Source organism: Rhizobacter sp. SG703 (assembly GCF_012275445.1).
Taxonomy (GTDB): domain Bacteria; phylum Pseudomonadota; class Gammaproteobacteria; order Burkholderiales; family Burkholderiaceae_C; genus Rhizobacter.
On the sequence record NZ_JAAZQK010000015.1, the window covers coordinates 39,036 to 58,491 of the forward strand.

The 19,456-nt window shown below is 69.4% G+C and carries 17 protein-coding genes; 9 read left to right on the forward strand and 8 right to left on the reverse strand.

Annotated features, from left to right (window positions below; genetic code table 11):
• Window positions 1–57 precede the first annotated feature (57 nt).
• Entirely contained in the window at window positions 58–729 is a 672-nt protein-coding gene (locus FHT26_RS26410; protein WP_210427609.1) for a TetR/AcrR family transcriptional regulator, read from the forward strand.
• Between the two features lie 24 nt (window positions 730–753).
• On the opposite strand, the gene FHT26_RS26415 is transcribed toward FHT26_RS26410, so the two are convergent.
• Window positions 754–1,989 carry an acetylornithine transaminase gene (locus tag FHT26_RS26415; protein WP_168563076.1) on the reverse strand — a complete coding sequence of 412 codons (1,236 nt, stop codon included), beginning with the start codon at window positions 1,987–1,989 and terminating at the stop codon, window positions 754–756.
• Entirely contained in the window at window positions 1,986–2,957 is a 972-nt protein-coding gene (gene argC, locus FHT26_RS26420; RefSeq protein ID WP_168563077.1) for an N-acetyl-gamma-glutamyl-phosphate reductase, read from the reverse strand. Before argC ends, FHT26_RS26415 begins: the two co-directional genes overlap by 4 nt.
• A gap of 96 nt (window positions 2,958–3,053) precedes the next feature.
• Here argC and FHT26_RS26425 point away from each other — a divergent pair, with 96 nt between their 5' ends.
• On the forward strand, window positions 3,054–3,938 hold the full coding sequence (locus tag FHT26_RS26425; protein WP_168563078.1) for a LysR family transcriptional regulator: 885 nt from the start codon (window positions 3,054–3,056) through the stop codon (window positions 3,936–3,938).
• Window positions 3,939–3,985: 47 nt separating this feature from the next.
• On the opposite strand, the gene FHT26_RS30430 is transcribed toward FHT26_RS26425, so the two are convergent.
• Window positions 3,986–5,557 (reverse strand): methyl-accepting chemotaxis protein, encoded by a 1,572-nt coding sequence (locus FHT26_RS30430; protein WP_210427610.1) that lies wholly within the window; start codon window positions 5,555–5,557, stop codon window positions 3,986–3,988.
• 111 nt (window positions 5,558–5,668) lie between these two features.
• On the reverse strand, window positions 5,669–6,073 hold the full coding sequence (locus FHT26_RS26435) for a PPC domain-containing DNA-binding protein (RefSeq protein WP_168563079.1): 405 nt from the start codon (window positions 6,071–6,073) through the stop codon (window positions 5,669–5,671).
• Between the two features lie 100 nt (window positions 6,074–6,173).
• Between FHT26_RS26435 and FHT26_RS26440 the strand changes: the two genes are divergently transcribed.
• On the forward strand, window positions 6,174–6,563 hold the full coding sequence (locus FHT26_RS26440; RefSeq protein ID WP_168563080.1) for a GFA family protein: 390 nt from the start codon (window positions 6,174–6,176) through the stop codon (window positions 6,561–6,563).
• A gap of 15 nt (window positions 6,564–6,578) precedes the next feature.
• On the opposite strand, the gene FHT26_RS26445 is transcribed toward FHT26_RS26440, so the two are convergent.
• Both FHT26_RS26445 and FHT26_RS26450 read right to left on the reverse strand, forming a co-directional pair.
• Complete coding sequence (locus tag FHT26_RS26445) at window positions 6,579–7,328, reverse strand: SDR family NAD(P)-dependent oxidoreductase (protein WP_168563081.1); 750 nt, start codon at window positions 7,326–7,328, stop codon at window positions 6,579–6,581.
• Window positions 7,329–7,409: 81 nt separating this feature from the next.
• Complete coding sequence (locus tag FHT26_RS26450; protein WP_168563082.1) at window positions 7,410–7,994, reverse strand: TetR/AcrR family transcriptional regulator; 585 nt, start codon at window positions 7,992–7,994, stop codon at window positions 7,410–7,412.
• 179 nt (window positions 7,995–8,173) lie between these two features.
• Between FHT26_RS26450 and FHT26_RS26455 the strand changes: the two genes are divergently transcribed.
• Window positions 8,174–8,635 (forward strand): VOC family protein, encoded by a 462-nt coding sequence (locus tag FHT26_RS26455; RefSeq protein ID WP_168563083.1) that lies wholly within the window; start codon window positions 8,174–8,176, stop codon window positions 8,633–8,635.
• A gap of 42 nt (window positions 8,636–8,677) precedes the next feature.
• On the opposite strand, the gene FHT26_RS26460 is transcribed toward FHT26_RS26455, so the two are convergent.
• Window positions 8,678–9,184, reverse strand: a complete 507-nt coding sequence (locus tag FHT26_RS26460) for a hypothetical protein (protein ID WP_168563084.1) — start codon at window positions 9,182–9,184, stop codon at window positions 8,678–8,680.
• A 120-nt stretch (window positions 9,185–9,304) separates the two neighbouring features.
• Here FHT26_RS26460 and FHT26_RS26465 point away from each other — a divergent pair, with 120 nt between their 5' ends.
• The 5 genes from FHT26_RS26465 to FHT26_RS26485 all read left to right on the forward strand — a co-directional run bounded on the left by FHT26_RS26465 (window position 9,305) and on the right by FHT26_RS26485 (window position 19,151).
• Entirely contained in the window at window positions 9,305–9,703 is a 399-nt protein-coding gene (locus FHT26_RS26465; RefSeq protein ID WP_210427616.1) for a VOC family protein, read from the forward strand.
• Window positions 9,704–9,885: 182 nt separating this feature from the next.
• Window positions 9,886–11,826: a glycosyl hydrolase family 18 protein gene (locus FHT26_RS26470; RefSeq protein ID WP_246868117.1), complete on the forward strand. Its 1,941-nt coding sequence runs from the start codon at window positions 9,886–9,888 to the stop codon at window positions 11,824–11,826.
• A gap of 355 nt (window positions 11,827–12,181) precedes the next feature.
• Entirely contained in the window at window positions 12,182–14,350 is a 2,169-nt protein-coding gene (locus tag FHT26_RS26475; protein ID WP_168563086.1) for a pectate lyase-like domain-containing protein, read from the forward strand.
• Window positions 14,351–14,527: 177 nt separating this feature from the next.
• Window positions 14,528–16,690, forward strand: coding sequence for a DUF6055 domain-containing protein (locus FHT26_RS26480; RefSeq protein WP_210427620.1), 2,163 nt, complete (start codon window positions 14,528–14,530; stop codon window positions 16,688–16,690).
• Between the two features lie 187 nt (window positions 16,691–16,877).
• Window positions 16,878–19,151, forward strand: a complete 2,274-nt coding sequence (locus tag FHT26_RS26485; protein WP_349238229.1) for a rhamnogalacturonan lyase family protein — start codon at window positions 16,878–16,880, stop codon at window positions 19,149–19,151.
• A gap of 14 nt (window positions 19,152–19,165) precedes the next feature.
• Here FHT26_RS26485 and FHT26_RS26490 read toward each other — a convergent pair whose 3' ends face one another.
• A complete protein-coding gene (locus FHT26_RS26490; protein WP_168563087.1) occupies window positions 19,166–19,396 on the reverse strand; it encodes a hypothetical protein in 231 nt (76 codons plus the stop codon).
• Window positions 19,397–19,456: the final 60 nt, after the last annotated feature.

Sequence of the window (19,456 nt, forward strand, 5' to 3'; positions counted from 1 at the left end):
ACGTCGTTCCATTCGCGCATGTTGGAACATTGTTCCAATCATGTCAAGATGGCGCCCATGGCCACCAGGACACCCCGTGCCGAACGGCGCACCGATGCACTGTCGAAGGAGCGGATCGTCGACGCCGCGATCGAGATCCTCGACCGCGACGGCGAGAACGCGCTGACCTTCCGCGCGCTCGCGGCGCGACTGGCCACCGGCAGTGGCGCGATCTACTGGCATGTCGCGAACAAGGGCGAACTGCTCGCGGCGATCACCGGCGACGTGATCGCCCGTGCGCTGGCCGGCGTGGTCGACCACGCCGACCCTCGGCAGGCGATCCGCGCGCTGGCCGTCGGGCTGTTCGATGCGATCGACGCGCATCCGTGGGTCGGCACCCAGCTTTCGCGCGAGCCGTGGCAGTCCGCGATGGTGCAGATCTGCGAAGGCGTCGGCGGCCAGCTGCAGGCGCTCGGCGTGCCCGAGCGGGCGCAGTTCGACGCCGGCGCGGTGCTGGTGAACTACATCCTCGGTGTCGCCGGCCAGAACGCCGCGAACGCCCGCGCGCACACGCCCGGCACCGACCGGGCGGCGTTCCTCGGCAGCGTCGCCGAGCGCTGGGCCGCGCTGGATCCGGCCGAGTACCCGTTCATGCACCGGGTGGCCGCTCAGCTGCCCGGGCACGACGACCGCGAGCAGTTCCTCGTCGGCATCGACCTGATCCTCGCCGGCATCGCCACGCTGCGGTGAGCGGGCGAGGCACCCGCCCGGGGCTCAGCCGGGCGTTGTCGTCGATGCGGGCCGGACCTCTGGCGAGAGCGTCGGGTCGACGGCTTCGAGGCTCGCCGCCAGCCCGTCGACCATCAGGTCCACCTCGGCCGGCGTCACGGTGAGCGACGGCATGAAGCGCAGCACCGACGGCCGTGGCGCGTTGAGCAGCAGCCCGGTGTTGGCGGCAGTGCCGCCCAGCATCAGCTGCTCGCGCGCGTGGGCGACGACGGCCGCGGCGACGGGCCGGCCGAGGTCCAGCGCGCGCAGCAGCCCGATGCCGCGGGCCTCGCCCAGCCCGTGCTGCGCCGACAGCGCCTGCAGCCGCGCGCCCAGGTGCTCGCCGCTGGCGCGCACGCCGGCCAGGAAGCCGTCGGCCAGCACCGCCTGCAGCACCGCGAGGCCGACCGCGCAGGTCAGCGGGTTGCCATTGAAGGTGCCGCCCTGGTCGCCATGGACGAACACGCAGGCGTGTTGCCGGGCCAGCAGTGCACCGATCGGCACGCCGCCGCCCAGGCCCTTGGCCAGCGTGGCGATGTCCGGCACGACGCCGAAGTGCTGGTAGCCGAACAGCGTGCCGAGGCGGCCGATGCCGGTCTGCACCTCGTCGAAGATCAGCAGCAACCCGTGTTGGTCGCACAGCGCGCGCAGGCCCTGCAGGAAGGCCGGCGTGGCCGCGTTGACGCCGCTTTCGCCCTGCACCGGCTCGAGCAGGATGGCCACGGTGTCGGTGCCGACCAGCGCCTGCACCGACGCCAGGTCGTTGAGCACCGCCTTCGGGAAGCCCGGCACCTGCGGCGCGAAGAGGCGGTCCCAGCCCGGCTTGCCCGACGCCGACATCGTGGCCAGCGTGCGGCCGTGGAAGGCATCGCGGAAGGTGATGATCTCGTGGGCGCCGCCCTTGTGCAGTTGCCCCCACTTGCGCGCCAGCTTGATCGCGCCCTCATTGGCCTCGGCACCACCGTTCGTGAAGAACACCTGGTCGAAGTCGCTGTGCTCGCACAGCAGGTCGGCCAGCGCATTCGCGGGCTGGTTGTGGAAGGCGGGGCTCGGCGTCAGCAGCAACGCCGACTGCCGCGCCAGCGCGTCGCGGATGCAGGCCGGCGCATGGCCGAGCGTGTTGACGGCCCAGCCCTGCACGAAGTCGAGGTGGCGCCGGCCGCGGTCGTCCCACAGCCAGCTGCCGTCGCCGCGCACGAACGACGGCGCGGGCCGGGCGGTGATGTCCATCAGGTGGGTCATGCGGCTTGCTCCAGAAGGTCATCGGCGTCGATCGTCGGCGTCTCGTCCAGCCCCAGCATCAGCGACAGGTTCTGCACCGCGGCGCCCGAAGCGCCCTTGCCGAGGTTGTCGAACACGGCGGTGAGCAGCAGCTGGCCTTCGGCATCGTTGCCGAACACCGCCAGCTGCAGGTCGTTGCTGCCGTTGAGCGCTTGCGGGTCCAGACCGGTCATCGCCTGCGTGCGCTCGGCGTCCAGCACCTGCACATGGCGGTGATCGCGGTAGCGCTGCGCCAGCAGCTCGCGCACCGCCTGCGCCGTGAGCGGCCGCTGCAGCATCGACGCGTGCAGCGGGATGGTCAGCGCGATGCCCTGCCGGAACGCGCCGTACGACGGCACGAAGAACGGCCGGCCGTGCAAGCCCGCATGCTGCCGGATCTCCGGCAGGTGCTTGTGCTGCAACGCCAGGCCGTAGGTCTGGAACGGCAGCGCGGCGGCGGCGCCCGGGCCTTCGTGGGCGTCGATGCCCGCGCGCCCGCGCCCCGAGTAGCCGGAGACGGCGTGGATGCTCAGCGGCGCGTCGGCGCGCAGCACGCCGGCCTCGACCAGCGGGCGCAGCAGCGCTACGGCACCGGTCGGGTAGCAGCCCGGGTTGCTGACGAACCGCGCGTCGGCGATGCGGCCGGCCTGTGGCGGCGACATCTCGGGAAAGCCGTAGGCCCAGGCCGCGTCGGTGCGGTGCGCCGACGACGCATCGATCACCCGCACGCGTGGGTTGCGGATGCTGGCCACCGCCTGGCGCGCCGCGTCGTCGGGCAGGCACAGCACGGCGACGTCGCAGTCGTTGATGGCGGCTGCGCGTGCGGCGGGGTCCTTGCGCAGCGCGTGCGGCAGCGTGACGAGCGCGATGTCGCGTCGCCCGGACAGCCGCGCCAGGATCTGCAGGCCGGTGGTGCCTTGGTCGCCGTCGATGAAAACGCTCGCGCGCATGGGGTGCTCCTGGAGTGAGGAGCGGAGCATGCGGCGGAGCTAAAGATTGGTAAAGTTGAATGTCATGAAGCAGAAGTTCAGAAAACCTGAAGGACCATGAGAGAGCTGAAGCTCGACCAGCTGCGCACGCTGGTGACCATCGCCGAGCTCGGCTCGTTTGCCGCCGCGGCGCGCGCGCTGCACCTGGCCGCGCCGACCGTCAGCCTGCATGTGGCCGAACTCGAGTCGCGCCTCGGCGCGCCGCTGCTGCTGCGCCAGCGCCAGCGCGTGGTGGCCACCGGCATCGGCGAGGGGCTGGTCGAGCGCGCGCGCCGCCTGCTGGTCGATGTGGACGCGGCGCTCGACGAGGTGGCCCACCAGGTCGAAGGCCGCGCCGGCCGCGTGCGGCTGGGCGCCTCCACCGGCGCGCTGGCCTGGCTGCTGCCGCAGGCGCTGGAGACGATGGGCCGGGACCACCCCGGCATCGACGTGCAGGTCGCGGTGCTGACGTCGCAGGAGGCCTTGTCGCGCCTGCAGGGCGGCACGCTCGACATCGGCCTGGTGGCGTTGCCGCAGGCGGCCGTCCCCGGGCTGCAGATCGTGCCGTGGCGCCGCGACCCGGTGATGGCCTTCGTGCCGCGCACCTGGACGCTGCCGCGCGCGATCACGCCGATCTGGCTCGCGGCGCGCCCGCTGATCCTCAACGACGCCACCACCCGCCTGCACCGCATGACGATGGACTGGTTCGCCGCCGCGGGCGAGCAGCCGCAGGCGCGCATCGAGCTGAACTACAACGACGCGATCAAGAGCCTGGTGGCGGCCGGCTATGGCGCCGCGCTGTTGCCGCGCGAGGAGGGCGCGGCCGCGGTGGACGAGCGCATTGCGATCGCGCCGCTCACGCCGCGCCTGTGGCGCCCGCTGGGCCTCGCGCACCGGGCCGGCAGGCCGGAGCCGGCGACGCGGCACATGCTCGACGCGCTGGCGGCGATCCGGCAGCGCTAGGGTCGTCCGCTGCGTCGGACAGCAGATCGCACAGCCGACGGAGAGCGTCAGGCCGGCAGCGCGCGTTCGGTGGTGTCCAGGCGGAACACCGACACCGCACTGACCAGCCGCGCGGCCTGCTGCTTCAGGCTCTCCGCGGCGGCGGCCGATTCCTCGACCAGCGCCGCGTTCTGCTGCGTCACCTGGTCGAGCTGCAACACCGCGTCGTTGACCTGGCCGATGCCGATAGTCTGCTCCTCGGTGGCGCTGCTGATCTCCGACAGCATGTCGTTGACGCGGCGCACCTGCGCGACGATCTCGGTCATCGTGCGGCCGGCGTCGCCGACCAACTGGCCGCCGGTCGCGACCTTGCCCGAGCTGTCACCGATCAGTGCCTTGATCTCGCGGGCCGCCTGCGCGCTGCGCTGTGCGAGCGTGCGCACTTCGCCGGCCACCACTGCGAAGCCGCGGCCCTGTTCGCCGGCCCGCGCCGCCTCCACCGCGGCATTGAGCGCGAGGATGTTGGTCTGGAACGCAATGCCGTCGATCGCGCCGGTGATGTCGGCGATCTTGCGGCTGGCTTCGGCGATCTCGGCCATCGTGTGCACGACCCGCTCGACCGCCTCGCCACCCTCGGCGGCCACGCGGCGTGCCGCGTCGGCCACCTCGCTGGCGGTGCGGGCGGTGTCGGCGTTGTTGCGGACGGTGCCGGTCAGCTGTTCCATCGAGGCCGCCGTCTGCTGCAGGTTCGACGCCTGTTCTTCGGTGCGCTGGCTCAGGTCCTGGTTGCCCATCGCGATCTGGCCCGATCCGGTCGCGATGCCGTCGCTGCTCTGCCGCACCTCGGCGACGATGCGCAGCAGGCTGGCATTCATCGCCTTCAGCGCCTGCAGCAACTGGCCGGTCTCGTCCGTCGTGTCGACGTGGATGTCGGAGCTCAGGTCACCGGAAGCGACCCTCTGGGCCACTTGCACTGCACGGCCGATCGGACGCGTGATCGAGCGCGTGACGATCCAGGCCATCAGCATGGCGAGACCGATGGCCGTGGCGCCGAGCGCCAGCATCACCATCTGGCCCATGCGATACGCCCGGTTGCCTTCTTCGCCGGCCGCCTTGAACTGGTTGCCCAGCTCGGCAAGCAGCGTATCGATCGCCGATTGGTAGCCGTGCTGGTCCTTGCGCATCTTGCCGAGCGCCAGATCGACGGCGGCGTCGTGGTCGCCTGCGGCCAGCAGATCCTTGAACGCCTGTTGATCGGCGACGAAGGCCGTTCGATATTCCTTCAAGTCGGCGAGGACGCGCCGCGTGTCGGGTGCCTGCAATGTGCGATCGAGCTTGTCGACGGACTCGGCGATACGCGCCTGTGCCGCGGCAATGTCGGCGGCGGTCTTGCGCAGGCTCTGCGGGTCCTTGTCGATCAGCATCGCGCGCACGTTGCGCACGATGGCATTGACATCGTTCTTGATGTCGACCGCGAGCAGCACCTTCGGGTAGCGGTTGTCCACGACCAGGTTCAGCTGGTCGCGCAGGTCGGTCAGCCGTTGCAGGCCGGCGCCGACGACGGCCGCGAGCAGCACGAGCACGAAGGCGAAGGCCACCGCGAGGCGCACGCCGATCTTGAGATTGAGAAAGCTCTTCATTGACGGCTCCATCGGGGTGGCCCGAATCGCACGGCGCCATGCCGTGCTATCGGCCGCCGCGGAGCTCGCTTGAGTACGGATGCATCGCTCAAGTTTGGGTTTCGGCCGCCATCACCGCTCGGTCGACCGGCGCACCGTCAGTTCACTGAACCCCGTCGCCGCATCGTGCTCGCGGGCCAAGGTGCCCCGCGGCAGCAGCGCCAGCAGGATCTCCGCGGTGGTCCGGACCACGTTGCCCTGGCCCACGTGGCCGCCGCAGACGCGGCCCGACGCATCCGAGACCGACATGTGCAGGTGCACGCCCGAACGCGTCAGGCTGCCTGACAGCGACACGATCTCCAGCGGGCCGGCGATCGTGGCTTCCGCCGGCTTTCCGGCGTAGCGGAGCCTGGCATCGATCAGGCTGCCGATGCCGCAAACGACGAAGGCGGAATCCGTGCCGGCCTGGTGCAGCGCCGCTTCCAGCTCAGCGCGAAGGTCAGCGCCGGGACGGAGTCGAAGGGGCAGGAATTGCATGGATGCCGCAGGTGGTGGAAGCTGCGGGGCAGCATAGCCCGATCGGCTCGGCTCGCACCGGCGGCCGCCCGCTTTCTTCATTCACCGAGGCCACACCACCATGCTTGAAGGTTCCTGTCTCTGCCGCGCAGTCCGATGGCGCTTCGAAGGCCAGCCCGACGGCGCGACCGCCTGCAACTGCACCGCCTGCCGTCGCTACGGCGTGCTCTGGGCGTACGACTTCGAAGGCGAGGGCATCACGGTGTCCGGCACCACCCAGTCCTATGCGCGAGGGAGGGCGCTGGAGTTCCACTTCTGCCCGTCCTGCGGCTGCATCGCCTTCTGGCGCGGCTTGCAGACCGATCCGCAAGGCCGCCGCCGCATCGCCGTCAACCTGCGCCTGGCCGAGCCCGAGACCGTGGCGCGGATCCCGATCGATCACTTCGACGGTCTCGACTCCTTCGACGACCTGCCGCGCGACGGCAAGTGTGTCGCCGACTACTGGTTCTAGGGGCCGCTGCCGGGCCTACAGCTTGGTGCCGCCGCTGGCGTCGACGACCTGCCCGGTGGTCCATGCGCCGTCCGGCCCGGCGAGGAAGGCCACCACGCCGGCGATGTGCGCCGGCTGGCCGATGCCGGGCAGGGCCTGCACCTGCGCCAGCGTTTCCTTGCCGCCCGGGCCGTGGATCCAGGCGCTCATGCGGGTGTCGATGGCACCGGGGGCGACCACGTTGACGGTGATGCCCCGCGGCGCCAGCTCGGCCGCCAGTTGAAGGGTCAGCGCATCGACGAAGCCCTTGCTGGCCGAGTAGGCGGTGATGCCCGGGAAGGCGATGCGCGTCGCCGCGGTGCCGATGTTGACGATGCGTCCGCCGTCGGGCATCAGCGGCACCACGCCCTGCGTGACGAAGAACAGGCTGCGCATGTTCACGCCGACGAGCGTCTCGAACGCCTCCGCGCGCGTTTCGGCCAGCCCTGCGAACAGCGCGACGCCGGCGTTGTTGACCAGGATGTCGATGCGCGGCAGTTGCAGCGCCGCGAGGCGCTCGACCAGTTGCCGGCCGCCGTCGACCGAGGCCAAGTCGGCCTGCAGCAGGTGCGCGGTTTGACCGGCGTCGCGCAACGATGCGGCCAGCGCCTCGGCTTCAGCCCGGCCGCTGCCGTAGTGCAGCACCAGCTCGGCACCGTCGGCGGCCAGCCGTCGTGCGATGGCGGCGCCGATGCCGCGCGAGGCCCCGGTGACCAGGGCGATTTTTCCTTCGAGGGATCTGCTCATGATGTTCTCCAAATAGACCAATTGGTCAATAATGATGGAAAGAAAGGCCGCTTCTGCGGCCGCAGGGGATGGGGCGGGGGCTCACGCCATGTCGAGGACCCCGAACGTGAGCGCGACGAGGCGCTCCATCTGGGCGCGGCTGCGTCCGGCGCGCGCGGCGACGCGCAGGCCGCTGACCAGCGCGATCAGCACTTCGGCCAGCTCGGCCGACGATGCCGTGCTGCGGATCGAGCCGTCGCGCTGCCCGCGCTCCACCGTCGAGCGCAGCAGTTCGTGGGTCGCTTGCCAGCGGCTCGTCAATGCCCAGGTCAACGGTGCTTCGTCCAGGCCTTCGAGCAGGCCGCCGGTCACGATGCAGGCCTTCTGCGCCGGGTCGTCGCTGGCGCAGCTCTGCACCATGGCATCGAACTGGAGCGCGAGCGCCGCGCGCCCGTCCTTCGCGGCCTGCATCGCCGCGGCGACATGCGCGCCGCGCTGCACTGCGCAGTCGATGGCCTGCAGGTACATGGCCTGCTTGTCGCCGAAAGTGTTGTAGAGGCTCTGCTTGCCCAGGCCGGTGGCTTCCTGCAGCAGCGCCAGGCTGGTGCCGGTGTAGCCGTGCGTGCTGAAGACGTCGGTCAGGCGATCCAGGACTTCGGGTTCGGAGAAGTGGCGTTCGCGGGGCATGGCCGATTCTAAGCGATATTTGACTGATCGGTCAATGTCGAGGGCGGATCGCTCGCTCCCGCGGGCAGCCGGGCTGCCCGGCGGGGGCATCACCTTCTGGATGGCGTGGACAGGGCTTGCGCGAAGCCCGCAAGTGACCTTGAATGCCCACCGGACCATTGAGGGAAGGACCGAAGGCCATGACAGTCAGGCGGATGGACAACGTCTTGATCGTTGTCGACGATCTCGAAGCGGTGAAGGCGTTCTTCCTGGCGCTGGGCCTCCAGCTCGAGGGCGAGACCACGGTCGAAGGGCCTTCCGTCGGCAGCCTCATCGGGCTGGGGGACGTCCGCGCCACCCTCGCGATGCTGCGGACTCCCGACGGGCAGGGCATTGAACTGGACAAGTTCCACACGCCGGACGCCGTCAGGTTCGGGCCGGTGGATGCGCCGGTGAACACCCTGGGTCTTCGGCGCATCATGTTTTCCGTCGACGACCTGGACGCCGTCGTGGCGCAGATGCAGGCCCATGGCGCCGAACTCATCGGCCGGATGCAGTACGGGAACGCGTACCGGCTCGCCTACATCCGCGGGCCCGAAGGCATCATCGTCGGGCTCGCCGCGCAACTCGACCCGGCACGGTCCGCGTCGCCCGGCGAGTGAGGATCGCGGGCGCAGGGAGCAGGGCGTCGATCGGCCTTCCCGTCATGCGGCCGCGCCGGGCAGGGCGGGCGGCTGCACCCGCAGCGCCTCGCGCAAGGCCAACGCGCCCTTGCCGACGAAGTAGAGCACCAGCACGTGGAAGCCGACCGGCAGCCAGTCGGCCGCGGCCAGGTACAGCAGCGCGTCGAGTGCGTACACGGTGCCGCCGACGTAGAAGGCCCGCAGGCTGCCGCGCTGTGCCACCAGGCCCATCGCGAAGAAGAAGGCCAGCACCAGTGCGTCGAGCACCAGGCCGGCGACCGGCAGCCCGGAGAACATCGCGTCGATGACGTTGGTGATGCCCAGGCCGACGACGAAATGGGTGTCGCTGCCCGAATGCTGCATCCCGACATTCACCGCCGACAGCCCGGCGATCCACCAGAACCAGCGCGCGCCCGCCTGCACGAGCGGCATCGATTCGGCCAGCGCACGCGGTGTCGGTGCCACGACAGCGGTGGCGACAGGTGCAGGGGCGCAGGCCACGGCGGGCGTGGCGGTGGGATCGGTCATCGGGTCCTCCTCGTGTGGGTTGTCGATTAGAACAGCGGCCGAACGTCGTGAGGGTGGAGCCTGCGAAGCGCAGAGGCTTCGCCCCTTTTTGACATCACCAAGGAGAACCCCGTGACAAAGATGATCCTCGTGAGCCTGCCGGTCACCGACCTGGGCGCTTCGGTCGCCTTCTACAAGGCGCTGGGATTTGCGCAGAACCCGCAGTTCAGCGACGACACCGCCGCCTACCTGGTGTGGAGCGAGACGATCCACGCGATGCTGCTCACCCAGGCCAAGTGGCGCAGCTTCACCGATCGACCGATCTCGCCGGCCGGCACCAGCCAGGTGATGCTCGCGCTGTCGCTGGACAGTCGGGAGGCCGTCGACCGGATGAACCAGGCCGCAGCCGAACACGGCGGCCAGGCCGACGTGAACCCGGTGCAGGACCATGGCGCGATGTACGGCCGCGACCTGGCGGATCCCGACGGACACCTGTGGGGCGCGCTCTGGATGGACCCGGCCGCGATGCCCGCAACCTGACCACGCCCGGGGGCGCGCCGTCGGCCCGCGATGTGCGCAGTGACTCCTGCTTTTGCAACCGGTTTGAATTGGTATCTTTGAGAAACCGAGGTAGGAATACCAATCCAGTACCAGCACACTCTCTCCCTGGTTTTTGTGATGCATCTCAACCGGAGATCAGAGAGATGAAGAAAACACTGGGAATGAGCATGGTTGCCGTCGCGATCGGCAGCCTGTGGGGACAGGTCCAGGCCGCGTCGGCCCACGACGTGCAGGGGGCGTGGAGCAGCGACGTGCAGCTGGCGCAGTCCAGCGCGCCCGCCTGGCGCGAAGGCGTCACCTACACCGTCGGCACGGTGGTGAGCTATGGCGGGCGCGACTATGTCGCACTCGTCACGCACACCGCGTGGGCCGGCACCAACTGGACACCGGCGACCACGCCGTCGCTGTGGTCGCCGACGAACGGCAGCGCGCCGGCCCCGGCGCCCGCCCCGTCGCCTGCACCCGCACCCGCACCGGCACCGAGCCCCGCGCCCGCACCGGCTCCCGCGCCGAACCCCGGCGGCACCTGCTACCTCGCGTGGGTGTCCGGCACCGCCTACACCAGCGGCGCGACCGTCAGCTACAACGGCGTGAACTACAAGGCCAACTACTGGACGCAGAACAACAACCCGGCGTCCAGCAGCGGCCCCGCCGGCAGCGGCCAACCGTGGACGGCCGTCGGCAACTGCGCCAGTGCCCCGGCGCCCGCGCCTGCGCCGGCTCCGTCGCCCGCACCGGCGCCCGCGCCAGCCCCCGCACCGTCGCCGGCTCCCGCGCCCGCACCGGCACCGGCGCCCGCGCCGGCCCCGGCACCTGCGCCGGGCGGCCGCCAGGTCGGCTCGTACTTCACGCAGTGGGGCGTGTACGGCCGCGGTTATGAAGTCGCCGACATGATCTCGTCGGGCTCGGCCAGCTCGATGACCTTCGTGAACTACGCGTTCGCGAACATCTACCAGAAGAATGGCGGCTACGAGTGCGCGCAAGGCATCGACAAGCTCGAGCCGGGTGCGACGAACCCGAACGATCCGAGCGCCGGCACCGGTGGCGACGCCTGGGCCGACTACGGCCGCACGCCGCTGCGCCTGGTGGGTGCCGCACCCACGTGGGATTCGAAGCTGGCCGGCTCCTTCAACGAACTGAAGGGCCTGAAGGCGAAGTACCCGAACCTGAAGGTGCTGATCTCGCTCGGCGGCTGGACGTGGTCGAAGTGGTTCTCCGCCGCGTCGCAGACCGACGCGCTGCGCAAGCAGCTGGTGAGTTCCTGCCTGAACATCTACATCAAGGGCAACCTGCCGGCGTACAGCGGCCGGGGTGGCGACGGCGTGCTGGCCGGCGTGTTCGACGGCATCGACATCGACTGGGAATTCCCGGCCGTGATCGGGCAGCCGTACAACACCGTGAGCGCGGCGGACCGCCACAACTTCACGCTGCTGATGAAGGAGTTCCGCACCCAGCTCGACGCGATCAACGGCAAGCACTACCTGCTGACTGCGGCGCTCGGCTCGGGCAAGGACAAGATCGACGCCACCGAACCGGGCCAGTACGGGCAGTACATGGACTGGGTCAACCTGATGAGCTACGACTTCCACGGCGGGTTCGAGCCGCAAGGTCCGACCGACTTCCAGTCGAACCTCTATCCGGATGCGTCGGGCCCGAACTACTACGATCCGTTGAAGCCGGGCGTGCGCTCCGTCGCGTCGTACTACAACATCGACGAAGCGGTGGGCATCCTGCTGCAGTCCGGCATGCCGGCGGGCAAGATCAACCTCGGCATTCCGTTCTACGGCCGCGGTTGGACGGGCGTGCCGAACGTCAACAACGGGCTGTACCAGAAGGCCACGTCGCCGGCACGCGGCACCTACGAGGCGGGCATCGAGGACTACAAGGTCCTGAAGAGCGCCCCGGGCACGGTGTATGTGCACCCGGTGACGAAGCAGAGCTACAAGTTCGACGGCACGAACTTCTGGAGCTACGACACGCCGGAAGTCATCCAGACCAAGATCAACTACCTGAAGTCCAAGGGTCTGGGCGGCATCTTCAGCTGGTCGCTGGACGGCGACTTGAATGGCGAGCTGATGAAGGCCACCGCGGCCGCGAAGTAAGCCACGCCGCCGTCGCGCACCCGCATGGGTGTGCGACGCGTTCGTCGAAAGGCCTGCCCTCATGGGGCAGGCCTTTTTCTTTTGGGCCGCCCATCGAGTCGGTTGGAGACAACACCCTGATACACACGAAAGTCCGGACTTACCCTCAGGCGCCCGCCCATCAGGAGTGATCAAATCGCTCGCCTGACTGGAATCGGTTCCACTTTTCGAGGCCTACGGCAGTACGAGTCTTGCAAAGGGACACAGGCATCGATCCGGCGGGCTCATAGATTGGGATGACTTGCCACGCGTGCGGCCTCGCCACGGGCTGCGGTGCACGTGCGGAAGCAGACAACACCTTCAAGGAGAAGAGCACATGCAGTGGAGTACCCGACAGGTCGTCGCGATGGCCGCGATGCTGGGCGCCTTTGGCGCCACGGCAGACGCAGCGACCCTTCGCGCCGTCGCCAACAACAACTTCGTCAGCGCCACCGCGACAGGGACCTCGTTCCTGAACGCGACGGCGCCCGTCGCCAGCACCTGGGAAGACTTCGACGTCATCCGCAACGGCAACGGCACGGTCTCGTTCCGGGCCACCATCAGCGGCAACATCGTGTCCGCCGACATGGGCCTGGGCGCGCCGAACACCAACCGGCTGATCTCGAACCGCGGGGCCATCAACGCGTGGGAGCAGTTCACGCTCGAGGCGCAGGCCAACGGCACGGTCGCGATCCGCTCGGCGACCACCGGCCTCTACGTCAGCGCCGACCTGAACCGCGGCGGCTTCCTGGTCGCCGACCGTCCCACGGTGCAGGCCTGGGAGCAGTTCGTGCTGTCGGACACCAGCACGCCGCCGACCAATCCGCCGACGAACCCGCCGACCGGCACGACGCCCGACTTCGGCCCGAACGTGCACGTCTTCAACCCGTCGACGCCGAACCTGCAGGGGCAGATCAACGACATCTACAACGCGCAGCAGCCGAACCACTTCGGCCCGCGCCGCGATGCGATCCTGCTGACGCCGGGCACCTACAACAACCTGCGGATCCCGGTGGGCTTCTACACGCAGGTGCTGGGCCTGGGCAGCCACCCCGACCAGGTGCACGTCAACGGCGACCTGCGCTCCAACGCCTTCCTCGACGGCGACAACGCGACGCAGAACTTCTGGCGCGGCGCCGAGAACTTCTCGGTCACGCCCAGCCAGGGCATCGGCAACAACACGATGCAGTGGGCCGTCTCGCAGGCGATCCCGTTCCGCCGCATGCACGTGCGCGGCAACATCAAGCTGAACCAGAACAACGGCTGGTCGAGCGGCGGCTGGTTCTCCGACGTGCTGGTCGACGGCAACGTCAACTCGGCGTCGCAGCAGCAATGGATCTCGCGCAACAGCCAGTGGGGCAGCTGGAGCGGCTCGAACTGGAACATGGTGTTCGTCGGCGTGCCGAACGCACCGGCCGGCAACTTCCCGACGCAGGGCCAGCGGTACACCAAGATCGCGCAGACGCCGGTCATCCGCGAGAAGCCGTACCTGTTCATCGATGCCAACGGCAGCTATGCGGTGCGCCTGCCTGCGCTGAGCACCAACAGCGCCGGCATCAGCTGGAGCAACGGCGCCACCACGCCGGGCACCACGCTACCGATCAGCAGCTTCTTCATCGCGAAGCCGAGCGACAGCGCCGCCACCCTCAACGCGCAGCTGGCGGCGGGCAAGCACATCCTGTTCACGCCCGGCACCTACGTGCTGACGCAGACGCTGCAGGTGAACAACCCCAACACGGTGATCCTGGGTCTGGGCTTTGCCACGCTGCGGTCCGACAACGGGCAGCCGCTGATCAAGACGGCCGACGTGGACGGCCTCACGATCTCGGGCCTGTTCCTGGACGCGGGCCGTGCCGAATCGGGCGTGCTGATGGAGGTCGGCCCGAACGGTGCAAGCGCCAGCCATGCGGCCAACCCGATCGCGCTGCACGACCTGTTCTTCCGCATCGGCGGCGCGGCGGCCGGCCGGGTCGGCATCGCGTTGAGCATCAACGCCAGCAACACGATCGTCGACCACACCTGGCTGTGGCGTGCCGACCATGGCGACGGCGTCAGCTGGACCGACAACCCGTCGGCCAACGGCCTGTGGGTGAACGGCAACGACGTGACCATCTACGGCCTGTTCGTCGAGCACTTCCAGCAGCACCAGGTGGTGTGGAACGGCAACGGCGGGCGCGTGTACTTCTACCAGTCGGAGATCCCGTACGACCCGCCGAGCCAGTCGGCCTGGAACAGCACGACCGGCCGCGGCTGGGCGTCGTACAAGGTGTCGAACAACGTGACCAGCCATGAGGCCTGGGGCCTGGGCATCTACAGCGTGTTCACGAATGGCGGCATCCTGCTCGACCGCGCCATCGAGGTGCCGACCACGTCGGGGGTGCGCTTCCACGACATGATCTCGGTCTGCCTGGGCGGCAACGGCGGCATCGTCCACGTCATCAACAACACCGGCTCGCAGACCGGCTGCAATGCGTCGTTCACGCCGACGGTGACGACCTTCCCGTAACCCGACGTTCGTCCGCGAAACGAGCCCCCGGCGCAAGCCGGGGGCTTTTGTTTTTGGGCCTTACGTTTGATGACAGACGGGCAGATCTCCGGAATGCCGCGGTCATCACTGGCTTGCCGACGTCTCCCAGAATCGCGCCACTTTCGGGTGGACCCGAATTCACACAAGGGGATGAGGATGAAGAAGATGAATCGCATGACGATCGTCGCCGCCGCGGCGACGGTGGTGGGCAGCACGCTGGCCGCACCGGCCTTCGCGGCCGACTGGCCGAGCGGCTACACCTTCTGCGCCAGCGAGCGCACCAACTGCGCGGTGGGCTCCAAGCCGCGCCAGGTGTCGTACGGCGCGCAAGGCAAGTGGGTCGTGAAGGCGAAGTCGGGCACGATCGCCTGCACCAATGCGACCTTCGGCGACCCGATCGTCGGCAAGAAGAAGGCCTGCGCCCTCGGCCCGCTGGTGGCGGCCCCCGCGCCGGCTCCGGCTCCGGCGCCCACGCCCGCGCCAGCGCCAGCGCCGACGCCTGCACCGGCTCCCGCGCCCACGCCCGCACCAGCTCCCGCGCCCGCACCGGCGCCGGCGCCGGGGGTGGTCGATCCAGGCAGCACGCTGACCACCTGGGCGGCGCCCGGCGCCACGCCGAAGCCCGCCGTCACGCCCGGCACCTGGCGCGCCGGCGGCCCGAACCCGGACCAAGCCAACTTCCGCCTCGTCAAGGAGTCGGCCCACTTCGCGTTCTATTCCGACGAAGCGGTCTCCGATGCCGACCTGACCCTCGCGGCCGACACGCTGGAGAACACCGTCTGGCAGAACCTGTTCAACACGAACCTGGTGATGCCCGAGCCGTTCTTCGACAAGGCGGACAAGATCAAGCCGGCGATCCACATCCATTCCGACTGGGGTCTGACCGGCGGCGCGTGGGTCGACAACCAGCGCGGGCTGCACCTGGGCATGTGGATCGCCCCGGCCGCGCTGAAGGACCACTGGGGCCTGACGCACGAGTTCACGCACGGCTGGCAGTCGTGGGCCGGCAACAACGGCGGGCTGGCCTGCAACCAGTCGAACACCTGCGGCTGGCTGTTCGAGAGCCACGCGAACTTCACGCCGCACCAGCTGCCCGAGTACCAGGGCAACGCGCACTGCTCGGAGATGCTGCCGAACGCGCCGCACCTGTACCTGGGCTCCACGCGCGACCGCTACTGCAACTGGCAGTTCATGGAGTTCCTGAAGGGCAAGTACGGTCCTGGCGCGGTCACGCAGATCTGGACCACCAGCGGCGCCGATCCGCTGACCAACATCCAGAAGTCGCGCGGCTGGACGCTGCCGCAGCTCAACGACTTCATCGGCGAGTGGGCGATGCACAACGTGGTGTGGGACTACAAGGCCACGCCCGACACCTTCCGCAGCACCTACGGCAACATCACGCTGACCGACAAGGCCGAGCGGCTGCACCGGCTGATGCCGCTGGAGGCGCTGGACACCAGCTGGGGGAGCAACCGCCGCTTCGCGTCGCCGTTCTACGGTGCACCGCAGCGCTTCGGCTACAACGTCGTGCGGCTGTACCCGACCAACGGGGCGAGCACCGTGACGGTGAAGTTCCGCGGCATCAACCAGGCGGGCTCGGACGCCGACTTCCGCTGGGGGCTGGTGGCCACCAACACGCAGTTCACGTCGGCGCGCTACAGCGCGCTGCAGAAGGGGCTGGACGCCGACCTGACCTTCAAGGTGAATGCCGGCGAGCCGCTGTTCATGGTGGTGGCGGCGACGCCGTCGGCGTTCAAGACGGTGGTGTGGGACCAGGCCTACGAAACCATCTGGCGCTACCCGTACATGGTCGAGCTCGCGAACGCCTGGCCGCAGGGCTTCCAGAACGGGCAGCGCGATGCCTGCCCGTCGGGCACGCTGCGCCACGCCAACGGCGGCGGCTGCGCGCCCACCAGCACCGCGGCCAGCGTGTACGTCGGCCCCTACGCCACCATCCTGCCGGGCGGCAGCGCCAGCGGCAATGCACGCATCGAAGACCAAGCCATCGTCGCGAACGGCTCGGTCACCGGCGGCACCGTCGGCGGCCTCAGCGTGATCGGCGTGACCGGCAGCCCGTGGGGCAACAACAGCTTCTCGGTGTCGGGCTCGGCGCAGGTGCGCACCACGTTCTACCCGCTCGGCTTCTTCGAGCCGAACCAGGGTGCGTCGGGCAGCCTGAACCTGCATGGCGACGTGGAGTACCGCGGCGCCGGGCTGAACCTCGGCGCTGGCAACCGCTCGGGGTTCGTCGATGCGACGTCCACCGTCGGCTCGGCCACCGACGTCAACACGAAGACGACGCTGACCTGGCGGCCGTGAATCAAACACGAGCCCGTCAGACCAGAAGCATGAGCTCAAACCCCGTTCGCCCTGAGCTTGTCGAAGGCCCTGCGCGCAGGGAGCCAGGGCTTCGACAGGCTCAGCCCGAACGGAGTGGGGCTCAGCCCGAACGGAGTGGGGCTCAGCCCGAACGGGAGTGGGGCCCTGCCCGAACAAGGAGTACGACGTGATCCGTTTCGAGAAGCTGGCCATCTGCATGGCCATCGCCGGGCTCTGCGCGCCGGCTGTCGACGCCGCGAGCCCGGTGACGCTGACCTACGTGGTCAACAACCAGTGGGGCTCGGGTTACTGCGCGACGCTGCGGGTCACCAACCCGAACAGCGAGGCCGTGCAGTGGAGCGGCGCGCTGACGGTGCCGGGGCAGGTCGGCAACCTCTGGAACGGCGTGTGGAAGCAGACCGGCTCGAGCCTCGCCGTGAGCGGGGTCGAGTGGAACAAGTCGCTGGCAGGCAAGGCGACGAATGAGTCGGTCGGTTTCTGCGCGACCTCGGCGGCGGCGCCGACCCCAGCCCCTGCGCCAGCGCCGACACCCGCTCCCGCCCCGGCGCCTGCTCCCGCCCCAGCGCCGGCACCTGCACCGGCACCTGCACCTGCACCTGCACCGGCACCTGCACCGGCACCGGCACCGGCACCTGCGCCGCCCACCGGCCCGGTCGCCGGCTCACGCCAGGTCGAGCGGCTCGACCGCGGCGTCGTCGCGGTCGCCACCGGCCACGGCGTCTTCGTCAGCTGGCGCATGCTGGGCACCGAGGCCGACAGCGTCGCCTACAACCTGTACCGCAATGGCAGCAAGCTGAACGCGAGCCCGATCGCCACCAGCACCAATTACGTCGATGCCGGCGGCGGTGCCAGCGCGACGTACAGCGTGGCCGCCATCGTCAACGGCGTCGAGCAGGCGCGCAGCAGCGCCACCGCGACCTGGCCGCAGCAGTACCTGACGGTCAAGCTGCAGCGCCCGGCCGGCGGCACCACGCCCGACGGCATCGCCTACGACTACAGCCCGAACGACGTCGGCGTCGGCGATGTCGATGGCGACGGCGACTACGAGCTGATCGTCAAGTGGGACCCGTCCAACTCGAAGGACAACTCCCAGTCCGGCTACACCGGCAACGTGTTCGTCGACGCCTACAAGCTCGACGGCACACGGCTGTGGCGCATCGACCTCGGCCGCAACATCCGCGCCGGTGCGCACTACACGCAGTTCATCGTCTACGACCTCGATGGCGACGGCCGCGCCGAGCTCGCGATGAAGACCGGCGACGGCACCATCGACGGCACCGGTGCCGTGATCGGCAGCGCCACCGCCGACCACCGCAACAGCACCGGCTACATCCTGGGCGGCCCCGAATACCTGACGGTCTTCAATGGCCTGACCGGCAAGGCGATGGCGAGCACCGCCTACCTGCCGGCGCGCGGCGCGGTGTCGAGCTGGGGCGACAGCTACGGCAACCGCGTCGACCGCTTCCTGGCCGGCGTGGCCTACCTGGACGGCCAGCGGCCGAGCCTGGTGATGAGCCGCGGCTACTACACCCGCGCGGTGATCGCTGCATGGGACTGGCGCGACGGCAAGCTCGCGTCGCGCTGGATCTTCGACTCCAACACCGCCGGCAACTCGGCGTACCGGGGGCAGGGCGCGCACAGCCTGGTGATCGCCGACGTGAACGGCGACGGCAAGGACGACATCGTGTTCGGCGCCGCCGCGATCGATTCGAGCGGCAAGGGCCTGTACTCGACCGGCCTCGGCCACGGCGATGCGCTGCACGTCGGCGACTTCGACCCGGCGCGCCCGGGCAAGGAGGTGATGATGGTCCACGAGGAGCCGGGCCACTACGGCGCGCACGGCGTCGAGATGCACGACGCGGCCACCGGCAAGATCCTGTGGAGCCTGCCGGGCGGCGGTGTCGACGTGGGACGCGGCGTCGCGATGGACGTCGATGCGCGCTATCCCGGCGCCGAAAGCTGGGCCACGGTGGGCGGCCTGACCAGCGCGAAGGGCGAGTCGATCTCGGTGCGCCGCCCGTCACGCGTCAACTTCGGCGTCTGGTGGGACGGCGACCTGCTGCGCGAACTGCTCGACGGCACGACCATCGACAAGTGGAATCCGGCGACCGAGAAGCTCGACCGCCTGCTGACGGCGTCGAACGACGGCGCCGCGTCGAACAACACCACGAAGGCGACGCCCAACCTGTCGGCTGACCTGTTCGGCGACTGGCGCGAAGAGGTGATCTGGCGCAATGCCGACAACACCGAACTGATGATCTTCACGACGACGATCCCGAGCACCGAGCGGCTGCGCACGTTGATGCACGACACCCAGTACCGATCGGCGATCGCGAACCAGAACTCGGCCTACAACCAGCCGCCGAACCCCAGCTTCTTCCTCGGGGCCGGCATGGGCAAGCCGGCGCAGCCGAAGGTGTACACGCCGGTCGCGAAGTGATGATCAGCTGAGGATCACTGCGTCGTCGCGGCGGACTCGTTGGCCGTCGGGCCGGCGTAGATGCCGGCATCGTCCGCCGGTGCCGCGGGCGCGGTGTCGGCGACCAGGCCGCCCGACGCGGCGAAGGCGCCGGTGTCGGGGGCGTTGGTCCCGAGCATCGGCGTCAGGCACAGCACGAGGGCGAGCACGCCGGATCCGGCGGCGATCGCGATGAAGCGGCGGGTGAGGTCGTTGGAGGTTTGCATGGTGGGCTCCCTGTTGATGAAGCCCGCAAGGATGCCGACGCGCCGTATCAGCGATGTATC